The organism is Pseudomonas sp. LBUM1644, from assembly GCF_059716195.1.
Map to the genome: position 1 here is coordinate 2115043 of NZ_CP166812.1, position 19518 is coordinate 2134560.

Genomic DNA, 19518 nt, shown 5'->3' on the forward strand with positions numbered 1-19518 from the left:
GATTTGAAATGCACTGACAATCGCAGCTTACCGATAAGCATGGGCTCTGCTAAAATGCGCCGCCTTATCCGTCTGTAGGCTGCACTGTGCCATTTACCTGGGTTGACTGGGCGATCGTTGCAATCGTCGCCATCTCTGCATTGATCAGTTTGAGCCGCGGCTTCGTCAAGGAAGCATTATCGCTGGTGACCTGGATCATCGCAGGAGTCGTTGCCTGGATGTTCGGTGGTTCATTGTCCGAGTACCTCGCCGGATACATCGAAACGCCATCAGCTCGCGTGATCGCGGGCTGTGCCATCATGTTTGTCGCCACCTTAATCGTGGGCGCAATGATCAATTATCTTATCGGCGAGTTGGTACGCGTCACCGGGCTATCCGGGACCGATCGATTCCTCGGCATGGCCTTCGGCGCCGCGCGTGGCGTGTTGCTGGTGGTCGTGGCGGTCGGGCTGTTGAGCCTGGGGCCGGTACAGCAGGACGGGTGGTGGCAACAGTCACAGCTCGTGCCAAAATTTCTATTGGTCGCAGACTGGTCCAAAAACCTGATCCTTGGGTGGAGCAGTCAGTGGCTTGCCAGCGGTATCAGCGTACCCGTTGAGATACCGTTCAAGGAGCACCTCTTGCCGACGGCCAAAACGCCTCAGTGAGTTGTGTTCAGTTCAGATCCATTAAGTAGGGGTTGCGTCGCATGTGTGGCATCGTCGGTATCGTCGGTAAGTCGAACGTCAATCAGGCGCTGTATGACGCGCTAACCGTCCTCCAGCACCGCGGCCAGGACGCTGCCGGTATTGTCACCAGCCATGATGGCCGGTTATTCCTGCGCAAGGACAATGGCCTGGTGCGTGACGTGTTCCATCAGCGTCACATGCAACGCCTGGTCGGGCACATGGGCATTGGCCATGTGCGTTATCCGACCGCGGGCAGCTCGACTTCGGCCGAAGCTCAACCGTTTTACGTCAACTCGCCTTACGGCATTACCCTGGCGCACAACGGAAACCTGACCAACGTTGAACAACTGGCCAAGGAGATTTACGAATCTGACCTGCGCCACGTCAACACCAATTCCGATTCGGAAGTGCTGCTCAACGTGTTTGCGCACGAGCTGGCCCAGCGCGGCAAGTTGCAGCCAACCGAAGAAGACGTGTTCGCTGCCGTCACTGACGTGCACAACCGTTGCGTCGGTGGTTATGCGGTCGTGGCGATGGTGACCGGCTACGGCATCGTCGGTTTCCGCGACCCGCACGGCATCCGCCCGATCGTCTTCGGCCAGCGTCACACCGACGAAGGCGTCGAGTACATGATCGCCTCCGAAAGCGTGTCCCTGGACGTGCTCGGCTTCACCCTGATTCGCGACCTGGCACCGGGCGAAGCGGTCTACATCACTGAAGACGGCAAGCTGCACACCCGTCAGTGCGCGACCAACCCGTCCCTGACCCCGTGCATCTTCGAACACGTCTACCTGGCGCGTCCGGATTCGATCATCGACGGCGTGTCGGTCTACAAGGCCCGTCTGCGCATGGGTGAGAAACTCGCCGAGAAGATCCTGCGCGAGCGTCCGGATCACGACATCGACGTGGTCATCCCGATCCCGGACACCAGCCGCACCGCGGCCCTGGAACTGGCGAACCACTTGGGTGTCAAGTTCCGCGAAGGCTTCGTGAAGAACCGCTACATCGGCCGGACCTTCATCATGCCAGGCCAGGCGGCGCGGAAAAAATCCGTGCGCCAGAAGCTCAACGCCATCGAGCTGGAATTCCGCGGCAAGAACGTCATGCTGGTGGACGACTCGATCGTTCGCGGTACGACGTGCAAGCAGATCATCCAGATGGCTCGCGAAGCCGGCGCCAAAAACGTCTACTTCTGCTCCGCCGCCCCGGCCGTTCGCTACCCGAACGTCTACGGGATCGACATGCCGAGCGCGCACGAGCTGATCGCGCACAACCGTTCGACCCAGGACGTAGCGGATCTGATCGGTGCTGACTGGTTGATCTATCAGGACCTGCCTGACTTGATCGAAGCGGTCGGTGGCGGCAAGATCAAGATCGACAAGTTCGATTGCGCAGTGTTCGACGGCCAGTACGTCACCGGCGACGTCGACGAGGCTTACCTGAACAAGATCGAACAGGCACGTAACGATGCCTCCAAGGTCAAGACGCAGGCAGTCAGCGCGATCATTGATCTGTATAACAACTGAGTAACTACCGGCCCTGAGGGGCCGGTTTTGTATCTACAACAAGAGCAAGGCAAGGAGTGACAGCATGAGTCAGGATTGGGATGCCGGTCGGTTGGACAGCGACCTTGAAGGCGTAGCGTTCGACACCCTGGCCGTACGCGCCGGTCAACACCGTACGCCTGAAGGCGAACACGGTGATCCGATGTTCTTCACGTCCAGCTACGTCTTCCGGACCGCCGCCGACGCGGCTGCGCGCTTTGCCGGGGAAGTGCCGGGTAACGTTTACTCGCGTTACACCAACCCGACCGTACGCGCGTTCGAAGAACGTATTGCCGCGCTGGAAAGCGCCGAGCAAGCCGTGGCCACGGCCACTGGCATGGCTGCGATCATGGCCGTGGTGATGAGCCTGTGCAGCGCCGGCGACCATGTGCTGGTGTCGCGCAGCGTATTCGGCTCGACCATCAGCCTGTTCGAGAAATACTTCAAGCGCTTCGGCGTCGAAGTCGACTACGTGCCTTTGGCGGACTTGTCCGGCTGGGACGCGGCCATCAAGGCCAACACCAAATTGCTGTTCGTCGAGTCACCGTCCAATCCATTGGCCGAACTGGTGGACATTGCCGCGCTGTCGGAAATCGCTCATGCCAAAGGCGCGATGCTGGTGGTCGACAACTGCTTCTGCACGCCTGCATTGCAGCAGCCACTGAAACTAGGGGCGGACATCGTCGTCCACTCGGCAACCAAGTTCATCGACGGCCAGGGCCGTTGCATGGGCGGCGTAGTGGCCGGTCGCAGCGAGCAGATGAAAGAAATCGTCGGTTTCCTGCGTACCGCCGGGCCGACTCTCAGCCCGTTCAACGCCTGGATCTTCCTCAAGGGCCTCGAAACCCTTGGTCTGCGGATGAAGGCGCATTGCGCCAACGCCCAGCAACTGGCCGAATGGCTGGAGCAGCAGAACGGTATCGAGAAGGTCCATTACGCCGGCCTCAAGAGCCATCCGCAGCACGAACTGGCCCATCGTCAGCAGAAGGGCTTCGGCGCGGTCGTGAGTTTCGAGGTCAAGGGCGGCAAAGAGGGCGCCTGGCGCTTTATCGATGCGACGCGTCTGATTTCGATCACCGCCAACCTGGGCGACACCAAGACCACCATCACCCACCCAAGCACCACCTCCCACGGCCGTCTGGCGCCGCAAGAGCGTGAAGCGGCGGGCATTCGTGACAGCCTGATCCGCGTCGCGGTCGGCCTGGAAGACGTCGCAGACCTGCAAGCCGACCTGGCGCGTGGGTTGGCTGCCTTGTGATCGAGTTGCCCACGCCGAGTACCGGCACCAATGGCCGCGTTGCATTGGTGACCGGTGCTGCGCGGGGCATTGGTCTGGGGATTGCCGCTTGGCTGATCAGTGAAGGCTGGCAGGTGGTGCTGACGGATCTGGACCGGGTGCGTGGTTCGAAAGTGGCGAAGGTGCTCGGCGACAATGCCTGGTTCATCGCCATGGACGTTGCGAATGAAGGGCAGGTGGCGTTGGGCGTCGCTGAGGTGCTGGGGCAGTTCGGGCGTCTGGATGCGCTGGTCTGCAACGCGGCAGTGGCGGATCCGCACAACATCACCCTGGAAAGCCTCGATCTGACGTACTGGAATCGGGTGCTGGCGGTCAACCTCAGTGGGCCGATGCTGTTGGCGAAGCACTGTGCGCCGTACCTGCGCGCTCACAGCGGGGCGATCGTCAATCTGGCCTCGACCCGCGCCGGGCAGTCGGAGCCCGACACCGAGGCTTACGCGGCGAGCAAGGGTGGTCTGCTGGCCCTGACTCACGCCTTGGCTATCAGTCTGGGCCCGGAGATCCGTGTCAATGCGGTCAGCCCCGGCTGGATCGATTCACGGGACCCTTCGGTACGGCGCGCCGAGCCGCTGACCGAGGCCGACCATGCCCAGCATCCGGCGGGCAGGGTAGGCACGGTCGAGGATGTCGCGGCGATGGTTGCCTGGCTGTTGTCGAAGAACGCCGGGTTCGTCACGGGCCAGGAGTTCGTGGTGGATGGTGGCATGACGAAGAAGATGATTTATAGCGAGTGATAGGACGCAGTGCTGTTTCTGGCATTGATGTTGAATTTGCCGCCGCCTTCGCGAGCAAGCCCGCTCCCACAGTTGATTATCAGCGACAACGGATTGCGTGCTCGACACAGATCCACTGTGGGAGCGGGCTTGCTCGCGAAAGCGGTCTGTATGTTGCTGACGTTGAACGGAATGACACGATTTCGTCTTTTTCAGAAAAACTTCAATCCTGCTATTGACTTAGGTTCGCTACCTGCGTAAATTTCGCGGCCTCGGAGATGCAAACCGGGTGATTAGCTCAGCTGGGAGAGCGTCTGCCTTACAAGCAGAATGTCGGCGGTTCGATCCCGTCATCACCCACCACTTCCGAGAGTCTTGCGAAAGCAAGATGGAAGCTTTTAAAAGCCTCCACCGACGCGCAGCGGTAGTTCAGTCGGTTAGAATACCGGCCTGTCACGCCGGGGGTCGCGGGTTCGAGTCCCGTCCGCTGCGCCATATTTTACGAATCGGATTTATTCGGTTCGCGATTGAAAAGCACCGAAGCTTTCAATCAAACGAGTTACTTGGACGCAAGTCCAAAGCGATACGCAGCGGTAGTTCAGTCGGTTAGAATACCGGCCTGTCACGCCGGGGGTCGCGGGTTCGAGTCCCGTCCGCTGCGCCATATCTGCCTCAAGGCCCACTGAACGCCTTGGAGCTACGAAGAAAGCCGCTGGCTTATTCGAGTCGATAGCAAAGACCCTGGTCGAAAGACCGGGGTTTTTTGTGTCTGCGATTTGGCTTTTTCTCCTCTTTCCTCCCCAAAACACACCTTTCTGCACACCCAGTGCACAAAGCGCTTGGTTCGCGGCTCCGACATTAATTAGAATCACTCTCATTTACGATAACTCCTTGGCACAGGGCTTCTTGAGATGAGTGATACAGCGATGCCGAAGGAGCAAACCCTTCACGACCTGTACCGCGATCACCGTGGCTGGCTTGAAGGCTGGTTGAGAAAGCGCATGAGCAATGGCTGTGATGCGGCGGACCTCAGCCAGGATACGTTCCTGCGATTGCTCGCCAGTTCGCAGCGAGTTGCCGATCTGCAGGAGCCCCGTGCCTATTTGCTGACGGTGGGCAAGCGCCTGCTGAGCAATTTCTACAAACGCCGCAGCCTGGAGCAGGCCTATCTGAATGCGCTGGCTTCGTTGCCAGAGGAATGCGTGCCGTCCCCCGAGGAGCGCTGGCTGCTGCTGGAAACCCTGCAAGCGCTGGATGAACTGCTCGATGGATTGCCGCGGGCAGTGCGCCGCGCCTTTCTCTGGAGCCAGCTGGAAGGCCTGAATTATCAGCAAATCGCCGAGCGTCTCCGGGTATCCGAACGCACGATCAAGCGCTACATGGCGCAAGCCTACGAGCATTGCCTGTTGGTGGCGTTATGAGCAGTCCGGCACCCGATACTCGTCAGGTCATCCGAGCGGCCGCGCAGTGGCTGGCGTTGCTGGAATCTGGCGCCGCCAATGAGCAGGATCGAGCGAATTTGCAGCGCTGGCTCGACAACTGTGCCAGCCATGAGCAGGCCTGGCAGAAAGCTCAAGCCCTGCGCCAGCGATTCGCCGACCTGCCGCCAGCATTAGCCATGAGCAGCCTCGATCGACCAGAACCTGGGCGGCGTGCGGTGCTCAAACGCGCATTGGGCGCCGTGGCGTTGGTGCCGGCGGCCTGGCTGATCAGCCGGCAATTACCCCTGGATGTCTGGCGCGCCGACCTGCACACCGCCACTGGCGAACGCAAGCACGTGCAACTGGCCGATGGCAGTTCCCTGCAACTCAATACCGCCAGTGCCGTCGATGTGGATTTACAACATCGACGCCTGAAACTGGTGGAGGGCGAAATCTCGCTGAAAGTGCCTGGCTCATCGCCGTTCACGATACAGACCCGCTTTGGCCGGGTCATCGTCAGTCAAGGCGAGGTGTGTGTTCGCCAGGGCGCGCAGGGTTGCCGGGTGTCGGTGTTCAACGGCGTCGCACAATTACAGCCGTTACAAGGGTCGCCGTTGGCGTTGCGTGCAGGTCAGCAGGTTGAGCTTCAGGCCATGGGCGTCGGATCGGTGCAACCGTTTGATGTAGTGCAACCCGGCTGGCGTGAAGGCGTACTGATGGCGAAAGACCAGCCTCTAGGCGATTTTCTGCGCGAACTCAGCACTTATCGACCCGGCGTGCTGCGCTGGGAGCCGGCACTGGAGGCGATGCGCGTCACGGGCAGTTTCCGCCTGGACGATACCGATCGGGTCTTGGCGCTGCTCGCGGCCAGCCTGCCACTGGAGGTCCATGCCCGGACGCGTTATTGGGTCACGCTGCGGTCGCGTAAAAATAGTGTGTGAGGCCTGTCCCCTTTTTTCGACTCGCTTGTCATTCAAGGCATGTGAACGAATCAAGAGAGCAATTTCAATGCCCGCACCTTGCTATCCGCGTCCGGTTTCTTCCCGCCTGCGTCCGTTGTTGCACCTGAGCCTGTTGCTGGGCCTGAGTGCCAGTCCGATGTTCATCACCACCAGTTGGGCGCAAGACAGCGCCCGGCGCAGTTATCAGGTGCCGGCCGGTAGCCTGAGCGATGCGCTGACTCGCTTCGCCGGTCTGGCTGGCGTCAATCTCTCGGTAGACCCGGCGCTGGTCAGCGGTCGCAGCAGCGCCGGTCTGTCCGGCGAATTCGCGGTCGAGGAGGGCTTTGCCCGGTTGTTGCAGGGTTCCGGTCTGCAACTGCAGCCGGTGGGTGAGCAGGCGTACATCCTGACCCCGGCGCCTGAAGGCAGCAGTCTGCAACTGGGTGCGACTTCAATTGTCGGTGCCACGGATGCAGCGCATGGCGATCCGTATGCCGGCGGCCAGGTCGCACGCCGCGGTTCGCAAGGCTTGCTGGGCTCGAAAGACTTCATGGAAACGCCGTTCAGCATGACCACCTATACCAGCGAGACGGTTCAGAACCTGCAGGCTCGTACCTTGGGCGACCTGGTCGCCAGCGATCCCTCGGTTCGCGCCACTAACCCGGCGGGTGGGCGTTATGAGCAGTTCACCATACGCGGGCTCAGTCTGTTCAACAGTGATGTCTCCTACAACGGTCTCTACGGTGTCCTGCCGACCTACACGATCGACATGGAAATGGCCGACCGCGTCGACATCCTCAAAGGCCCGAGCCAGCTTATTAACGGCATCTCGCCGCGGGGTAGCGTGGGTGGCGGGATCAACGTGGTGCCCAAGCGAGCGACCGACGCGCCCATCACGTCGTTCACCGGCAGCTACGCCTCTGATAGCCAGGTCGGCGGTGCGGTGGATGTCGGCCGGCGTTTCGGTGAGGACAACAAGTTCGGTATTCGTTTCAACGGCGTGAAGCAGTCGGGCGATACCGAATGGGATCACCAGAATGTCGACCGCGAGATGGCCGTACTGGGCCTGGATTTTCGCGGTGAACGCCTGCGACTATCGACGGACCTCGGACGCACCGAACGTGATACCGATGCCCCGCAGGAACGCGTTCAGGTCGGCGCCAATGCGAAGGTTCCGAATGCAAACGATGTGCGCCACAACTATGCGCAGCCCTGGAGCAAGGCGAGTACCAACGACACGTTCGGCACGGTGAACGGCGAATTCGATGTCAGCGATTCCGTCATGCTGTACGGCGGCGTCGGGGCGCGTAAGAGCAACCATGACTTTCTCCGGCATGCCGTGGCGGTCACCAACGACGCGGGTGATTTCAGTGTGCTGCCGCGGGATTTCACCCGTGACGAAAATGTCCGGACGGCCACGGCAGGGGTGCGCAACTGGTTTCATACCGGTCCGGTGAGCCACGAGGTCAACCTGGCCGCCAACTATTTCTATATGGACTTCGAGAATGGCGGCGCCCGTTACGCCGCGGCCCCCAGCAACCTCTACGATCCGGTGGAAACACCCACCCCGGTCAGGCCTACGCGACTCGACTCGAAGGTCTACACCGAGAACCGCTTCAGCGGCGTGGCGTTGTCCGACACGCTGGGTTTCTTTGATGACCGGCTGCTGCTGACCCTCGGCGCCCGCTGGCAGCGGGTGAAGGTTGATGACTGGACCGATAATGTCAAAGGCGACACCGCCTACGATGAGGAAAAAGTGTCGCCCTCGGGCGGTATCCTGTTCAAGGCGACCGACAAGCTATCGCTGTATGCCAACTACATGGAAGGCCTGAGCCAGGGCAAGATCGCGCCATCGACCTCGGTCAACGAGGACGAGATCTTCCCGCCGTTCATCAGCCGCCAGGTCGAGGTCGGCGCCAAATACGATGCGGGAGCGTTCGCGGTGACCGCCGCGGTGTTCCGGATCAAGCAACCGGCCTATGAGACCAATGCCACGACGCGCGTCTTCGGTCCCAACGGCAAGCGTGAGAACACCGGTGTGGAACTGAGTGTGTTCGGTGAACCGCTCAATGGTTTCCGCCTGCTCGGTGGCGTGATGTACATCGACAGCGAGTTGACCAAAACCACCAACGGTACCTTCGACGGCAATCGCGCTCCGGCCACACCCAAGTACAACGTCAACCTGGGCGCCGAGTGGGACGTACCGACCGTACAGGGCCTGACCCTGACAAGTCGCGGCCTCTATTCCAGCTCGCAGTACCTGGACCAGTCCAACAACAAGGACATCGATTCCTGGGAGCGATTCGACGTGGGCGCACGCTACGCGTTCAGGATCGACGAAAAAACCATCACCCTGCGCGGTAATGTCGAGAACGTGGCGAACAAGCGTTATTGGAGTTCGGCCGGAGCCTCGGACGACAGCGAGCCCGGATTGACACTCTCGACCCCGCGCACCTACCTCCTGTCGGCAACCGTCGATTTCTGATCAGCCTAACCCTGACGCTGCACTCACCCGTAGCAGCTGTCGAGCCCCAGCGAGGCTGCGTTCGGCTCTGTAGGAGCGAGCTTGCTCGCGATGGTCGTTAACGATAACGCGTGTTTACCGGTTAAACGCGGCGCACTTAAGTCCATCGCGAGCAAGCTCGCTCCTACAGAGGCGAACGCAGCCTCGCTGGGGCTCGACAGCTGCTACGGGAGAACATAGGTCCGCTTGGAGTAATTTGATTCATTGGTCAGTTTTTTATATCTGGTTGTTTGCCGCAAAGGCATAAGCCTATAAACTTAACCTTTCGGTCAGCTTTGCACTGTCAAAATCAGCCCTTTGCTTCGTCAAAAAGGGTTTCTGCAAGACTCGAGATTTCCAGAACATAACCAGAAGGGCGGGTCCATAACCGCCCAGAGGATGATCCATGTCCAACCGTGATATATCCCGGCGTTCGTTCCTTCAGGGCGGGCTGGTGGCGGGTGTGAGCGTCACGCTTACGCCGCTCAGCAGTCAGGCGCTGGCAGCCCTGATGGAAAACAGCGTGACCGTGCCGTCCGAGCAATGGCTCGGCAACAACGGCAAGGCGCGCTCGCGTAACGACGCCTTGTCCAAGGTCTGCGGCAGCAAAGTCTTTGCCCGCGACATCCGCGCCAAGGACATGCCGGGTTGGCCCCAACAGCAAGGCCACGCCATGCTGCTGAAAACCATCAAGGCCGATCGCATTTATGCAGGCTACGACCTGTCGTGGCTCGGCGCCGAGTTGCAGCCCGATCGCATCGTCACCGCCGCCGATCTGGACAAGGACGGCATCGTCTTCCCGGAAGAACACGCGCCGGATCCGCTGCTCCCGGAAGGTAAAGTGCCGATGTTCATCGGTCACCCGGTGGCGATCCTGATCTGGAACGACTTCGAGCGGTTCCGCCAGGCCAAGGCCAAACTCAAATTCAATGACAAAGCGATTCGTTACGGTGCCCAAGTGCCTTTCTACGAAGGCGACCCCTACGGCAGCTTCCGTTACGTGCGCGTCGGCGGCGCGACCTCGGCGGACGAAGATGAGTTTGCCAGCCTGAAGGACTCGATCCTGTTCCCAATGCTGAAAAACCGTCGCCCCGTATGGAATTCCCAACCGGACCTGCACGGCAACCTGACCGAGCGCGGACTGTTTTACGCCGACCGCATGAAGCAGCAAATCGACACGCCGCCAGACAACTGGCTGGTGTTTGACGAACGCTACAAAACCCCTTCGATCGAACCCGCCGCCATGGAGCCGGATAACGGCAACGGCTGGTACGACCCCGCGACCAAAACCCTGCACTTCGTGGTGGCGACCCAGTGCCCGCTGGAAGCTGCGACCGAAACCGCGAAGATGATCGCGCCGTCGCGTTTCGGCCTGGCCAACCTGAACATGCACCCGGGCTACACCGTGGGTTACGGTTCCAAAGACCACAACATCTTCGTCTACTACGCAGCCCTCGCGGCACTGTACGGCGCCGGTGTCCCGGTGCGTCTGGCCAACGATCGCTACGAGCAATTCCAGAGCGGCATCAAGCGTCACCCGTTCGACATCCGCTATCAACTGGCGGTGGACAAGACCGATTACAGCTTCAAGATTTTCCGCGCCGAAATGAGCGTCGATGGCGGTGGACGAGTCAACTACAGCCCATCGGTGGCGGCCGTTGGCGCTACGGCGGCACAGTCGATCTACTACATGCCGCAGAACGATTTGCAGGTCACTGCCTACCACTCCCGCGCCGTCGAAGCCGGGTCGATGCGCGGTTACGGCACCCTGCAAAGCATGGCCTCGACCGAGATGATGGTGGATGAAATTGCCGGTCGCCTGGGCATTGATGCCATCGACCTGCGCAAGAAAAATGCCATGGTCTCGGGCATGAAAAATACCCAGGGAGCGGTCCCTGCCGGTGCGTTGCGCCTGCATGAAATTCTCGACAAGGCTGCGGTCCACGAGGTCTGGAAAAACCGCGACGCAATCAAAAAGCAACGCGAAGCGCAGGACCCGGACAACTGGTACGGCGCCGGTTTCGCCATCTGCCAGAAAGACTTCGGCACCGGTTCCGAAGCGCCAATGGCCAGCATCGAATTCACCGCTGAAGGGCACGTGACCCTGCGCCACATCGGTATCGAAATCGGCACCGGCATGTCGACTTCTCAAGCATTGGTCGTGGCGGATTTCCTCGGCGTTCCCGCTACTGAAGTAAAGACCGGCCAGACCGAATGGAAAGAGTTGCAACTGATCAGCGGCGGCAACCCGTACATCATGAGCCAGGCCGAGCAGGACAGCTTGCTGCGCAACCCGCGTTGGGTCGGCAAGTTGGCCTCGGCATCATCGGCGACCAACTCCGCGTATTACTTCAGCCACGCCACCCGAGAAGCGGCGCGCGTGCTGTTCAACCACGGCTTGTGGCCGGCGGCGTTGCAGATCTGGGGCCAAGGCCCATACGGCGGCCAAGCCAACCCGTACGTGGTGCGCCGCGAAGATGCACATTGGGTCGACGGCAAACTCACCGCCAACGGCATGCAGCCGCTGAGCTTTGAACAGTTGGCCAAACACGCCCACGAAAAAGGTCTGGTGACCGGCGCGACCGTGCACGGTTTCAACCGCTGGAGCTGGGCCGAGGCTGAGTTCAGCATCGACGGCGTGCGTGAGCGTCTGCCGCTCGACGGCCTGGCGGTCAAGTACGGCGACGGTGCTCCGAGCGTGAAAAAGGCGCAGATGACCAGCGCCGGTTTCCACCTGCTGGATCGGCAAAACGTGCATTACCCGGACACCCAGCTGAACAACGCGGCAGTGACTTACTACAGTCCGGTCGCGACGCTGGTGGAACTGAAAGTGAACAAAGGTTCGGCCGAAGTTCAGGTACTCAACCATCACTCGTGGGTCGAGTGCGGCCGGGTGCTGGTGGAAGAACTGGTCAAGGGCCAGCTCGAAGGCGGGATCGCCATGGGCATCGGCCACGCGCTGATGGAAGAGATGCCGCTTTACGAAGGCGGGCCGGGGGAGGGCGACTGGAACTTCAACCGTTACCGTTTGCCAATGGCGCGCCACGTTGCGGTCTGGAAGCAGACGGCCGAGATTCTGCCGCCACTGTCGCCGAGCGATCCATCGAAGGGTATCGCCGAAGTGGTGATGATCCCGGTGGTCGGTGCCATCGGTAACGCCGTGGCGCACGCCATCGGCAAACGGGTCCGCGACCTGCCTATCACTTCTGCACGCATCAAGGAGGCCCTCAATGGCTAACCGTCCGCTTCAACTGACCCTCAACGGTCAATCCGTCGGCCCGGTGGACATCCCTGATGACCTGCCGATGATCGACTATTTGCACGAATACAAAAACCTCACCGGCTCGCGCCTGGGTTGTGGTCAGGGCATCTGCCACGCCTGCGTGGTCATCGTCGATAACCCGGACGGCACCAGCGAAGAAGTGCGCACCTGCATCACCGGCGCGCATTACTTCGAAGGCAAGAAAGTACGGACCATCGAAGGCCACGCGAAACGCGACGAGGCGGGCAAGGTCACTGAGCTGAACCCGATCCAGCAGCGTTTCGTCGATGAATTCGCCTTCCAGTGCAGCTACTGCGCCCCGGGATTCGTGAATGCCGCGACCGTGCTGGTGGAAAAGCTGCAGCGCCAGCCGATCGTCAAGAGTCAGCTGGAAAAAGTCATCGAGGACAGCCTCGGCCATCACATTTGCCGCTGCACCGGCTACGTGCGTTATTACAGCGCGACGCGCAACGTGCTGACCGATCTCGGCCTGGTCAAGGAGGGTTAAGCATGAAGCATCTACTTTCCCGCCTGGCGTTGGCGGTTGGTCTGGCTGCGCCGGTGGTGCTGGCGCAGGCGGACGATCAGGTGGTTCGCGGTGCATATCTCGCTCGCGCGGCTGACTGCATGGCGTGTCACACCGCACCGGGCGGCGCGCCGTATGCTGGCGGTTTGCCGATCGTCTCGCCGTTCGGCACGATCTACGGCACCAACATTACCCCGAGCAAAGAGCACGGCATCGGCCTCTACAGCGATGACGAATTCTTCGCCGCGCTCACCGAAGGCAAGCGTCGCGATGGCGCAAACCTGTACCCGGCGATGCCGTACACCTCGTATCACCTGGTGCCGCGTGAAGACTCCGACGCGATCCACGCCTACCTCAAAACCATCGAGCCGATCGAGCGTGCAGCCCCGGTCACCAGCCTGAGCTTCCCGTTCAACGTGCGCCTGGGGCTGATGGGCTGGAACATGCTGTACGGCAAGGACGTGCAACTGTCGCCCACCGAAGGCAAAAGCGAAGCCTTCAAGCGTGGCCAATACATGGTCGACGTGCTCGGCCACTGCGGCGAATGCCACACCCCGCGCGGTTTGCCCGGGGCAATGCAGCAGGACAAACGCCTGACCGGCGGCCTGCTCAACGGCTATCTGGCGCCGAGCCTGCTGGCCACAGACCTGGCCGCTCGCGGCTGGAATCATCAGGACCTGAGTTCGTTCCTCAAGCACGGCATGAGCGCCCAAGGCACGATGTTCAACGAGATGTTCCCGGTGTTCCACAACAGCACTCAAGGCCTCAATGATCCGGACCTGGCGGCGATGGCGACGTTCCTGCTCGGCGATCAACCGCCGGCGGCGAAGCTGCTGACGGATGTGCCGCTGGATACACTCAGTGCCAGCGCCCAACGCGGCCGTCAGCAATATCTGAACGTCTGCGCCGGTTGCCATGCGGTGGGTGGCGAAGGCAAGCCGCACATCGCCGTGGCCATGCGCGGCAACACTACGCTGCGCCTGGAAGATCCGCGCAACCTGGTGCGGGTGATCGACGACGGTATCGGTGAGCAGAAGTTTGCCGGGTTCGAGCACATGCAACCCATGCCGGGGTTCGCCGAGAAGCTCAGCCACGAGCAACTCACGGACCTGCTGAACTACCTGCGCCAAGGGTGGGGTGGTCAGTCGGCTGATCTGGCGGTAAACGACGTGCAGAAGTTGCGGGCCGATGCACCGCCGCTCGAGCACAAGGCGCACTGACATGCAGCATCTCGATCTGCAAGTCGTGCGTCGGGCGTTGGAATGGTCGACGGCAGGCCAGCGCATCTGGCTGTGCACCGTGCTCGCCACCTATGGTTCGGCGCCGCGTGCGCCAGGCTCGCTGTTGGCGGTGAACACTGACGGGCAATGGATCGGCTCGCTGTCCGGCGGCTGTGTCGAGGAAGATTTTCTCGAGCGCGTCGCCGAGGGTGCGTTTCTGGGTGCGGTCAGCGTGGTTCGTTACGGTGAGGGCGACGATCCGCGCTCGCAGGTGAGCCTGCCCTGTGGCGGCGTGCTCGATGTGCTGGTGGAAACGCTTGAGCCCGATTGCGAGGTCCAGGCTCATCTGCGGGAGCTGGAGTCGGCGCTGTTGGGCCGGCGTCGGCTGATCCGTGAAGTCGATTTGGCCAGTGGCGCGCGCAGCCTGCTCGATGATCGGGAGCAGGGCGCGCGCGTAGAGCGTGAGATCGACCGCGTCCGGTTGCGGGTCGGGGCCGCTCAGCGCTTGTTGCTCGCGGGGTATTCCAGCGTCGCTCACGCCTGTGCGGAGTTTGCGGTGGGCCTGGGTTTCGAGGTGATTCTCTGCGATCCTCGCGACGAAGTGCTTGAAGGCGTGGTGCTGGAAAATATCGAGATTCGTCGTCAGCTACCGTCGGTGTTCATTGCCGATGGCGGCTGTCACAGCGATACGGCGGTCGTGGCGTTGACCCACGATCCGCGCATCGATGACCTGGCGATGATGGAAGCGGTACGCACTGATGCGTTTTACATTGGCGTGATGGGTTCGATGCAGACCTCGCAGAAACGCTTCGAGCGGTTGCGCAGGATTGGTGGTTTGGGTGACGTTGAGCTGGCGCGGATCCACGCGCCAATCGGTCTGAACCTGGGCAGCAAGACGCCTGCGGAAATCGCGTTGGCGGTGCTTGCCGACATTTTGCGGATTCGCAGCGGCATTGCACGGGATCGCCTTTAAGATCAAAAGATCGCAGCCTGCGGCAGCTCCTACACCTATCCCTGTAGGAGCTGCCAAAGGCTGCGATCTTTTGACGTTGGGTCAATACCCGAACTTGTCCCGCAGCCCGTAATACCACGCGCCCAACGCCGCAAAGGGCGTCCGCAACAACTGCCCACCCGGGAACGGGTAGTGCGGCAAATCGGCAAACGCGTCAAAACGCTCAGCCTGCCCGCGCAACGCTTCCGCCAGCACCTTGCCCGCGAGGTGCGTGTACGTCACGCCGTGACCACTGCAACCCTGGGAATAATAAATGTTGTCGCCCAAACGCCCGACCTGAGGCAAACGCGACAGGGTCAGCAGGAAATTGCCGGTCCAGGCGTAGTCGATTTTCACATCCTTGAGCTGCGGAAAAGCCTTGAGCATCTTCGGTCGAATAATCGCCTCGATGTTCGCCGGGTCCCGCGCGCCATAAACCACGCCACCACCGAAGACCAGACGCTTGTCGCCCGTCAGGCGGTAGTAGTCGAGCAGGTAGTTACAGTCTTCGACGCAGTAATCCTGTGGCAGCAGGCTCTTCGCCAATGCATCGCCCAACGGCTCGGTGGTAATCACCTGAGTCCCGCAGGGCATCGACTTGGCGGCTAGCTCCGGCACCAGATTGCCGAGATACGCGTTACCGGCAACGATGATGAACTTGGCCCTGACCTTGCCCTGTGGCGTGTGCACCACCGGATTCGCGCCGCGCTCGATGCGCACCGCCGGCGACTGCTCATAAATAGTGCCGCCCAAAGACTCCACGGCCGCCGCTTCACCGAGTGCCAGGTTCAGCGGATGAATATGCCCGCCGCTCATGTCGAGCATCCCGCCGATGTACTGATCGCAATCGACCACTTCACGGATGCGCTTTTGATCCATCAGCTCAAGCTGCGTATGACCGAAACGCTCCCACAGCCGCTTCTGCGATTCCAGATGACCCATCTGCTTGGCGGTGATGGCGGCAAACACACCGCCGTCCTTCAAGTCGCACTGGATGTTGTATTTGGCGACCCGCTCACGAATGATCCGCCCACCCTCGAACGCCATCTGCCCGAGCAACTGAGCCTGCTTGGGCCCGACACTGCGCTCGATCACATCGATATCACGGCTGTAGCTGTTAACGATCTGGCCGCCATTACGCCCAGACGCACCAAAACCCACCTTGGCGGCTTCGAGTACCGTTACCTTGAAACCGTTCTCCAGCAGAAACAGGGCAGAGGACAGCCCGGTATAACCGGCGCCGATCACACAGACATCAGTCTCTACTTCATCCTGCAAGGCCGGGCGCGGCGGAACCGCATTGGCCGAAGCGGCGTAATAGGACTCTGGGTAAGGTGTGTTCGCCATCCTGCTGCCTCTGTTTAATATATTTTACGAGTGCGTCGATCCTACCCGAGTTAAAAATCGACCGCCAGCCACCGGAAAATCTTCTTTGCAGCCGCGAAATTAAATATTTTGCATATTCATAGGGTTAGCTCGAAAAAAGGTGTTGACACCCCTCCGGAATTCCGTAGAATGCCGCCTCACAGCAGGCACGTAGCTCAGTTGGTTAGAGCACCACCTTGACATGGTGGGGGTCGTTGGTTCGAGTCCAATCGCGCCTACCAAACAAAATCCGCTCTGCTGGGCGGTCTAGAAGGGCTCACCGAAAGGTGGGCCCTTTTTTGTTGTTGATGTCCCGTCCTGAATAAGGTTTACACCTTCTGATCTGTTTTTCAGGAGGGTGTAATGGAATCAGCAAAAAGGCGTAGTCAGCGAGACTACACGCTGACCTTTAAATTGTCGGTCGTCGACCAGGTCGAAAAAGGCGAGCTGAGTTATAAAGAGGCTCAGGAGCGCTACGGGATTCAAGGCAAAACGACCGTTCTGACATGGTTACGCAAGCACGGTCGTCAAGATTGGAGCCCCGGCACCTACATTGGCTCGCCGAGGATGGGGTCTATGCCCGACAAAAACCGACCATTAACGCCAGAGCAGCGCATCAAAGAGCTTGAAGAGCAGTTGGCGCTGTCCAATCAGAAAGCGCAGTTTTTCGAGGCGGTCGTGGACGTCTTGAAAAATGACTACGGTCTCTCTGTCGTAAAAAAGCGTCCCGGCAAGTCCTCACGCAAAAACGAATCCAAAACCTGAGCATCAGCAGGGCTTGCCAGTTCATGGGGATAAGCCGACAGGCTTACTACAAACGCAATCGCGCCGATGCTGCTCGTCTGATTCTGGATCAGAAAGTTGCCGATTTCGTTCAGCAAAAGCGCCTGCGACAGCCGCGGTTGGGCACTAGAAAGCTGCATTACCTGCTGCAATGTCAGCCGCTGCTTGAGCTGCAAGTAGGGCGAGATCGCCTGTTTTCGATTCTGCGCGAACGGCGTTTATTGGTAGCCCGTAAGCGGGCGTATCACAAGACGACTGACAGCCATCATCGCTTTCGACGCCATCCGAACCTGCTCAAACCTGGGCCTGATCAGGTTGTTCCCAGCGGCCCGGAACAGGTCTGGGTGGCTGACATCACCTATCTGCCCACTCAGGAAGGCGTGGCCTATCTGAGCCTTGTGACGGATGCTTTTTCGCGAAAGATCGTGGGCTATCACGTCCATGAAAGCCTGCACACCGAGTCGGTCGCACAGGCGCTGCGCCGGGCGGTGAAGCACCGTCGAACGGAGCAGCCACTGGTTCATCACTCGGACAGAGGCAGCCAGTATTGCTCGGGAATGTACCAGGAACTGCACGCGAAACACGGCATCAGGTGTTCGATGACGGACGGCTACGATTGTTATCAAAACGCGCTGGCAGAGCGGGTAAACGGGATATTGAAGACGGAGCTTTTGCTCCAGCGACCACAGGATTTAACGCAGGCGAAGAAAATGGTGAGCGAGTCGGTATCGATCTACAACCGCGAGCGTCCGCACCTGTCGTTGAAATACAAAACGCCCGATGCGATGCATCGGGCGTTGGGGTGAAACAGGTGTAAACCTATTTCAGGACTAGACATGAGGCCGATTCGCACCAGCCCAATACCGACAAACCCCTCGTCAGAACGAATCAGACCTACTCACGCGGATCAATCTGATCCAGCACCCGGTTAGCCGTGATCTCTGCCAGCATGATGCTGTTGGAAATACCCAGCAGGGCATTTCGCGATCCACCGTCCAGAAGATCCACCAAGTGATGGACCATCACATCGACTGAGGCCAGTGTCTCGACCAGATAAACCACCAGGGTTTCAGTCGTAACCGTTGGGTCCACGGTAAACAGCGTGCTGGGCGTACGCGCTACAAAAGGGAAGCATCTATGTTCAAAGTAACGCCGAATCCACCGGACACCGGAAATCCGGCGCGTCCGAGGACGCCATGCGCACAGCTACCATAAAGCACAGGCAAATACCTGACTCATGACGCTCATGCGACCGCTTAACCTTGCCGGGCGACTAAACCCGATCACTGATGGGCAGTGACGGGTATCAAGTTACCGAGCGAGCCCAAGGCGCACAAGCCGGCGGATTCTGGCGTATGCGTAGCCAACGGCGCAAGGTCTTGTAGCTTTCAGCAGATAACTTTGAGGGCGCTTAAACAAGCGCTATCAGGCGATGTTCAATGAAAGGACATGCACTGCTTTTTCAAAGAGAAAGAGGCAGATTTTTTTGTTTGGGCAAGCGTTGGGAATACTTTTGGCAACCGACAGCTGCACTTCACCTTTAGCCCGTGGCGACAGAAGGTGGGGACCGTTCATCGGAACCTGTGCACGATCAGGCAGTTAGCCAGTCGATGTAGTAGCCCCAAAAAAAAGGTTTCTATGCGATCTCTAATTCTCGATGTGCCGAATGGACGCGAGCTCATTGATGAGCTTGATCTTGCGACCGCGCTGATGATGTCCATCCCGGTCGATCTCATCGGCGGCACTCAATGGCAGGAAGCTTCCAGCAGACAGCACCAAGCCTTTAGAAAATGGCGCGAATATCTTCATCACATGGCGGATGGGCGAGTACGCGTCGAGATAATGAAGGTCGCTTGAGCATGCGCTTTCTTGCGGGCCTGTCGCCTTGAGTGCAACAAGCCCAGCGTCTGATCAGGTCGATAATCCGTCACTCGCAATCAGAGCGAATAACCCGTCGCCTGTCCAAGATTGCTGTCCTGAGCTCCGGCAATGAAGTGCAGTGGAATGTGCTGCTGCTCATCAATGGACGGGATTTCGAAGCTACCTACTATATGAAGGTGTCGCTCACTCGGTCCGGTCGACTCTTCTTCCTTTGCCTTGGCCATTCTCGCGTGGTTCGCTGCGATTTCATTGAGAGTTGACACGTTACATCTCCGGTGACTGACCAGGCTTATTGCTGGAGTCCTTAAGCGTTAATTTGATGGCTGCCGCGTCAGAATTACGTCGTTCTCGGGCCGCTACGGGCGTATTAGCAATCCTTAAGCCAGCCATGGGGGTGTTTGCC

Annotated in this window: 14 protein-coding genes, 4 tRNA genes and 2 pseudogenes; 17 read left to right on the forward strand and 3 right to left on the reverse strand. The window is 59.8% G+C overall.

All coding sequences use genetic code 11. The annotated features are described in order from the left end of the window. Nucleotides 1-86 precede the first annotated feature (86 nt). From ACA052_RS09505 to ACA052_RS09570, 14 genes are all read left to right on the forward strand, one after another. A complete protein-coding gene (locus tag ACA052_RS09505; RefSeq protein ID WP_178129322.1) occupies nucleotides 87-647 on the forward strand; it encodes a CvpA family protein in 561 nt (186 codons plus the stop codon). 41 nt (nucleotides 648-688) lie between these two features. Then, nucleotides 689-2194 (forward strand): amidophosphoribosyltransferase, encoded by a 1506-nt coding sequence (purF, locus tag ACA052_RS09510; RefSeq protein ID WP_007935163.1) that lies wholly within the window; start codon nucleotides 689-691, stop codon nucleotides 2192-2194. A gap of 64 nt (nucleotides 2195-2258) precedes the next feature. After that, nucleotides 2259-3470 (forward strand): O-succinylhomoserine sulfhydrylase, encoded by a 1212-nt coding sequence (locus ACA052_RS09515; RefSeq protein WP_497649428.1) that lies wholly within the window; start codon nucleotides 2259-2261, stop codon nucleotides 3468-3470. Next, nucleotides 3467-4243 (forward strand): SDR family oxidoreductase, encoded by a 777-nt coding sequence (locus ACA052_RS09520; RefSeq protein ID WP_497649429.1) that lies wholly within the window; start codon nucleotides 3467-3469, stop codon nucleotides 4241-4243. Before ACA052_RS09515 ends, ACA052_RS09520 begins: the two co-directional genes overlap by 4 nt. Nucleotides 4244-4509: 266 nt before the next feature. Then, nucleotides 4510-4585: transfer RNA gene (locus ACA052_RS09525), tRNA-Val, on the forward strand. A gap of 55 nt (nucleotides 4586-4640) precedes the next feature. Beyond that, nucleotides 4641-4717: transfer RNA gene (locus tag ACA052_RS09530), tRNA-Asp, on the forward strand. Between the two features lie 92 nt (nucleotides 4718-4809). After that, nucleotides 4810-4886, forward strand: a tRNA-Asp gene (locus tag ACA052_RS09535). Nucleotides 4887-5133: 247 nt separating this feature from the next. Beyond that, complete coding sequence (locus tag ACA052_RS09540; RefSeq protein ID WP_497649430.1) at nucleotides 5134-5643, forward strand: sigma-70 family RNA polymerase sigma factor; 510 nt, start codon at nucleotides 5134-5136, stop codon at nucleotides 5641-5643. Then, the gene (locus ACA052_RS09545; protein WP_497649431.1) at nucleotides 5640-6584 is read left to right on the forward strand and encodes a FecR domain-containing protein; all 945 of its coding nucleotides are present in this window, start codon (nucleotides 5640-5642) and stop codon (nucleotides 6582-6584) included. Before ACA052_RS09540 ends, ACA052_RS09545 begins: the two co-directional genes overlap by 4 nt. A gap of 67 nt (nucleotides 6585-6651) precedes the next feature. After that, the gene (locus tag ACA052_RS09550; protein ID WP_497649432.1) at nucleotides 6652-9069 is read left to right on the forward strand and encodes a TonB-dependent siderophore receptor; all 2418 of its coding nucleotides are present in this window, start codon (nucleotides 6652-6654) and stop codon (nucleotides 9067-9069) included. A gap of 424 nt (nucleotides 9070-9493) precedes the next feature. Further along, the gene (locus ACA052_RS09555) at nucleotides 9494-12325 is read left to right on the forward strand and encodes a xanthine dehydrogenase family protein molybdopterin-binding subunit (protein WP_497649433.1); all 2832 of its coding nucleotides are present in this window, start codon (nucleotides 9494-9496) and stop codon (nucleotides 12323-12325) included. Further along, nucleotides 12318-12857, forward strand: coding sequence for a (2Fe-2S)-binding protein (locus ACA052_RS09560; protein ID WP_497649434.1), 540 nt, complete (start codon nucleotides 12318-12320; stop codon nucleotides 12855-12857). The genes ACA052_RS09555 and ACA052_RS09560 overlap by 8 nt, the downstream gene beginning before the upstream one ends. A gap of 2 nt (nucleotides 12858-12859) precedes the next feature. Continuing rightward, nucleotides 12860-14095, forward strand: a complete 1236-nt coding sequence (locus ACA052_RS09565; protein ID WP_497649435.1) for a c-type cytochrome — start codon at nucleotides 12860-12862, stop codon at nucleotides 14093-14095. Nucleotide 14096: 1 nt separating this feature from the next. After that, the gene (locus ACA052_RS09570) at nucleotides 14097-15068 is read left to right on the forward strand and encodes an XdhC family protein (RefSeq protein ID WP_497649436.1); all 972 of its coding nucleotides are present in this window, start codon (nucleotides 14097-14099) and stop codon (nucleotides 15066-15068) included. An 81-nt stretch (nucleotides 15069-15149) separates the two neighbouring features. On the opposite strand, the gene ACA052_RS09575 is transcribed toward ACA052_RS09570, so the two are convergent. Further along, nucleotides 15150-16433: an NAD(P)/FAD-dependent oxidoreductase gene (locus ACA052_RS09575; RefSeq protein WP_497649437.1), complete on the reverse strand. Its 1284-nt coding sequence runs from the start codon at nucleotides 16431-16433 to the stop codon at nucleotides 15150-15152. Between the two features lie 183 nt (nucleotides 16434-16616). Between ACA052_RS09575 and ACA052_RS09580 the strand changes: the two genes are divergently transcribed. Both ACA052_RS09580 and ACA052_RS09585 read left to right on the forward strand, forming a co-directional pair. Then, nucleotides 16617-16693: transfer RNA gene (locus ACA052_RS09580), tRNA-Val, on the forward strand. A 121-nt stretch (nucleotides 16694-16814) separates the two neighbouring features. Next, nucleotides 16815-18068, forward strand: a pseudogene (locus ACA052_RS09585) (IS3 family transposase). A 60-nt stretch (nucleotides 18069-18128) separates the two neighbouring features. On the opposite strand, the pseudogene ACA052_RS09590 reads toward ACA052_RS09585, so the two are convergent. Next, nucleotides 18129-18350: pseudogene (locus ACA052_RS09590) on the reverse strand (DUF6124 family protein); the annotation flags it as partial. Nucleotides 18351-18683: 333 nt separating this feature from the next. Between ACA052_RS09590 and ACA052_RS09595 the strand changes: the two are divergent. Further along, on the forward strand, nucleotides 18684-19091 hold the full coding sequence (locus ACA052_RS09595) for a hypothetical protein (protein ID WP_497649438.1): 408 nt from the start codon (nucleotides 18684-18686) through the stop codon (nucleotides 19089-19091). A gap of 80 nt (nucleotides 19092-19171) precedes the next feature. On the opposite strand, the gene ACA052_RS09600 is transcribed toward ACA052_RS09595, so the two are convergent. Continuing rightward, complete coding sequence (locus ACA052_RS09600; protein WP_497649439.1) at nucleotides 19172-19378, reverse strand: hypothetical protein; 207 nt, start codon at nucleotides 19376-19378, stop codon at nucleotides 19172-19174. Nucleotides 19379-19518 lie beyond the last annotated feature (140 nt).

What these genes read in the sequence shown, in the direction of transcription:
- ACA052_RS09575 (WP_497649437.1), bottom strand. Translation starts at nt 16,433, where the DNA reads ATGGCGAACACACCTTACCCAGAGTCCTATTACGCCGCTTCGGCCAAT.
- ACA052_RS09550 (WP_497649432.1), top strand. Translation starts at nt 6,652, where the DNA reads ATGCCCGCACCTTGCTATCCGCGTCCGGTTTCTTCCCGCCTGCGTCCG.
- ACA052_RS09565 (WP_497649435.1), top strand. Translation starts at nt 12,860, where the DNA reads ATGAAGCATCTACTTTCCCGCCTGGCGTTGGCGGTTGGTCTGGCTGCG.
- ACA052_RS09570 (WP_497649436.1), top strand. Translation starts at nt 14,097, where the DNA reads ATGCAGCATCTCGATCTGCAAGTCGTGCGTCGGGCGTTGGAATGGTCG.
- ACA052_RS09545 (WP_497649431.1), top strand. Translation starts at nt 5,640, where the DNA reads ATGAGCAGTCCGGCACCCGATACTCGTCAGGTCATCCGAGCGGCCGCG.
- ACA052_RS09540 (WP_497649430.1), top strand. Translation starts at nt 5,134, where the DNA reads ATGAGTGATACAGCGATGCCGAAGGAGCAAACCCTTCACGACCTGTAC.
- ACA052_RS09560 (WP_497649434.1), top strand. Translation starts at nt 12,318, where the DNA reads ATGGCTAACCGTCCGCTTCAACTGACCCTCAACGGTCAATCCGTCGGC.
- purF (WP_007935163.1), top strand. Translation starts at nt 689, where the DNA reads ATGTGTGGCATCGTCGGTATCGTCGGTAAGTCGAACGTCAATCAGGCG.
- ACA052_RS09555 (WP_497649433.1), top strand. Translation starts at nt 9,494, where the DNA reads ATGTCCAACCGTGATATATCCCGGCGTTCGTTCCTTCAGGGCGGGCTG.
- ACA052_RS09595 (WP_497649438.1), top strand. Translation starts at nt 18,684, where the DNA reads ATGCACTGCTTTTTCAAAGAGAAAGAGGCAGATTTTTTTGTTTGGGCA.
- ACA052_RS09515 (WP_497649428.1), top strand. Translation starts at nt 2,259, where the DNA reads ATGAGTCAGGATTGGGATGCCGGTCGGTTGGACAGCGACCTTGAAGGC.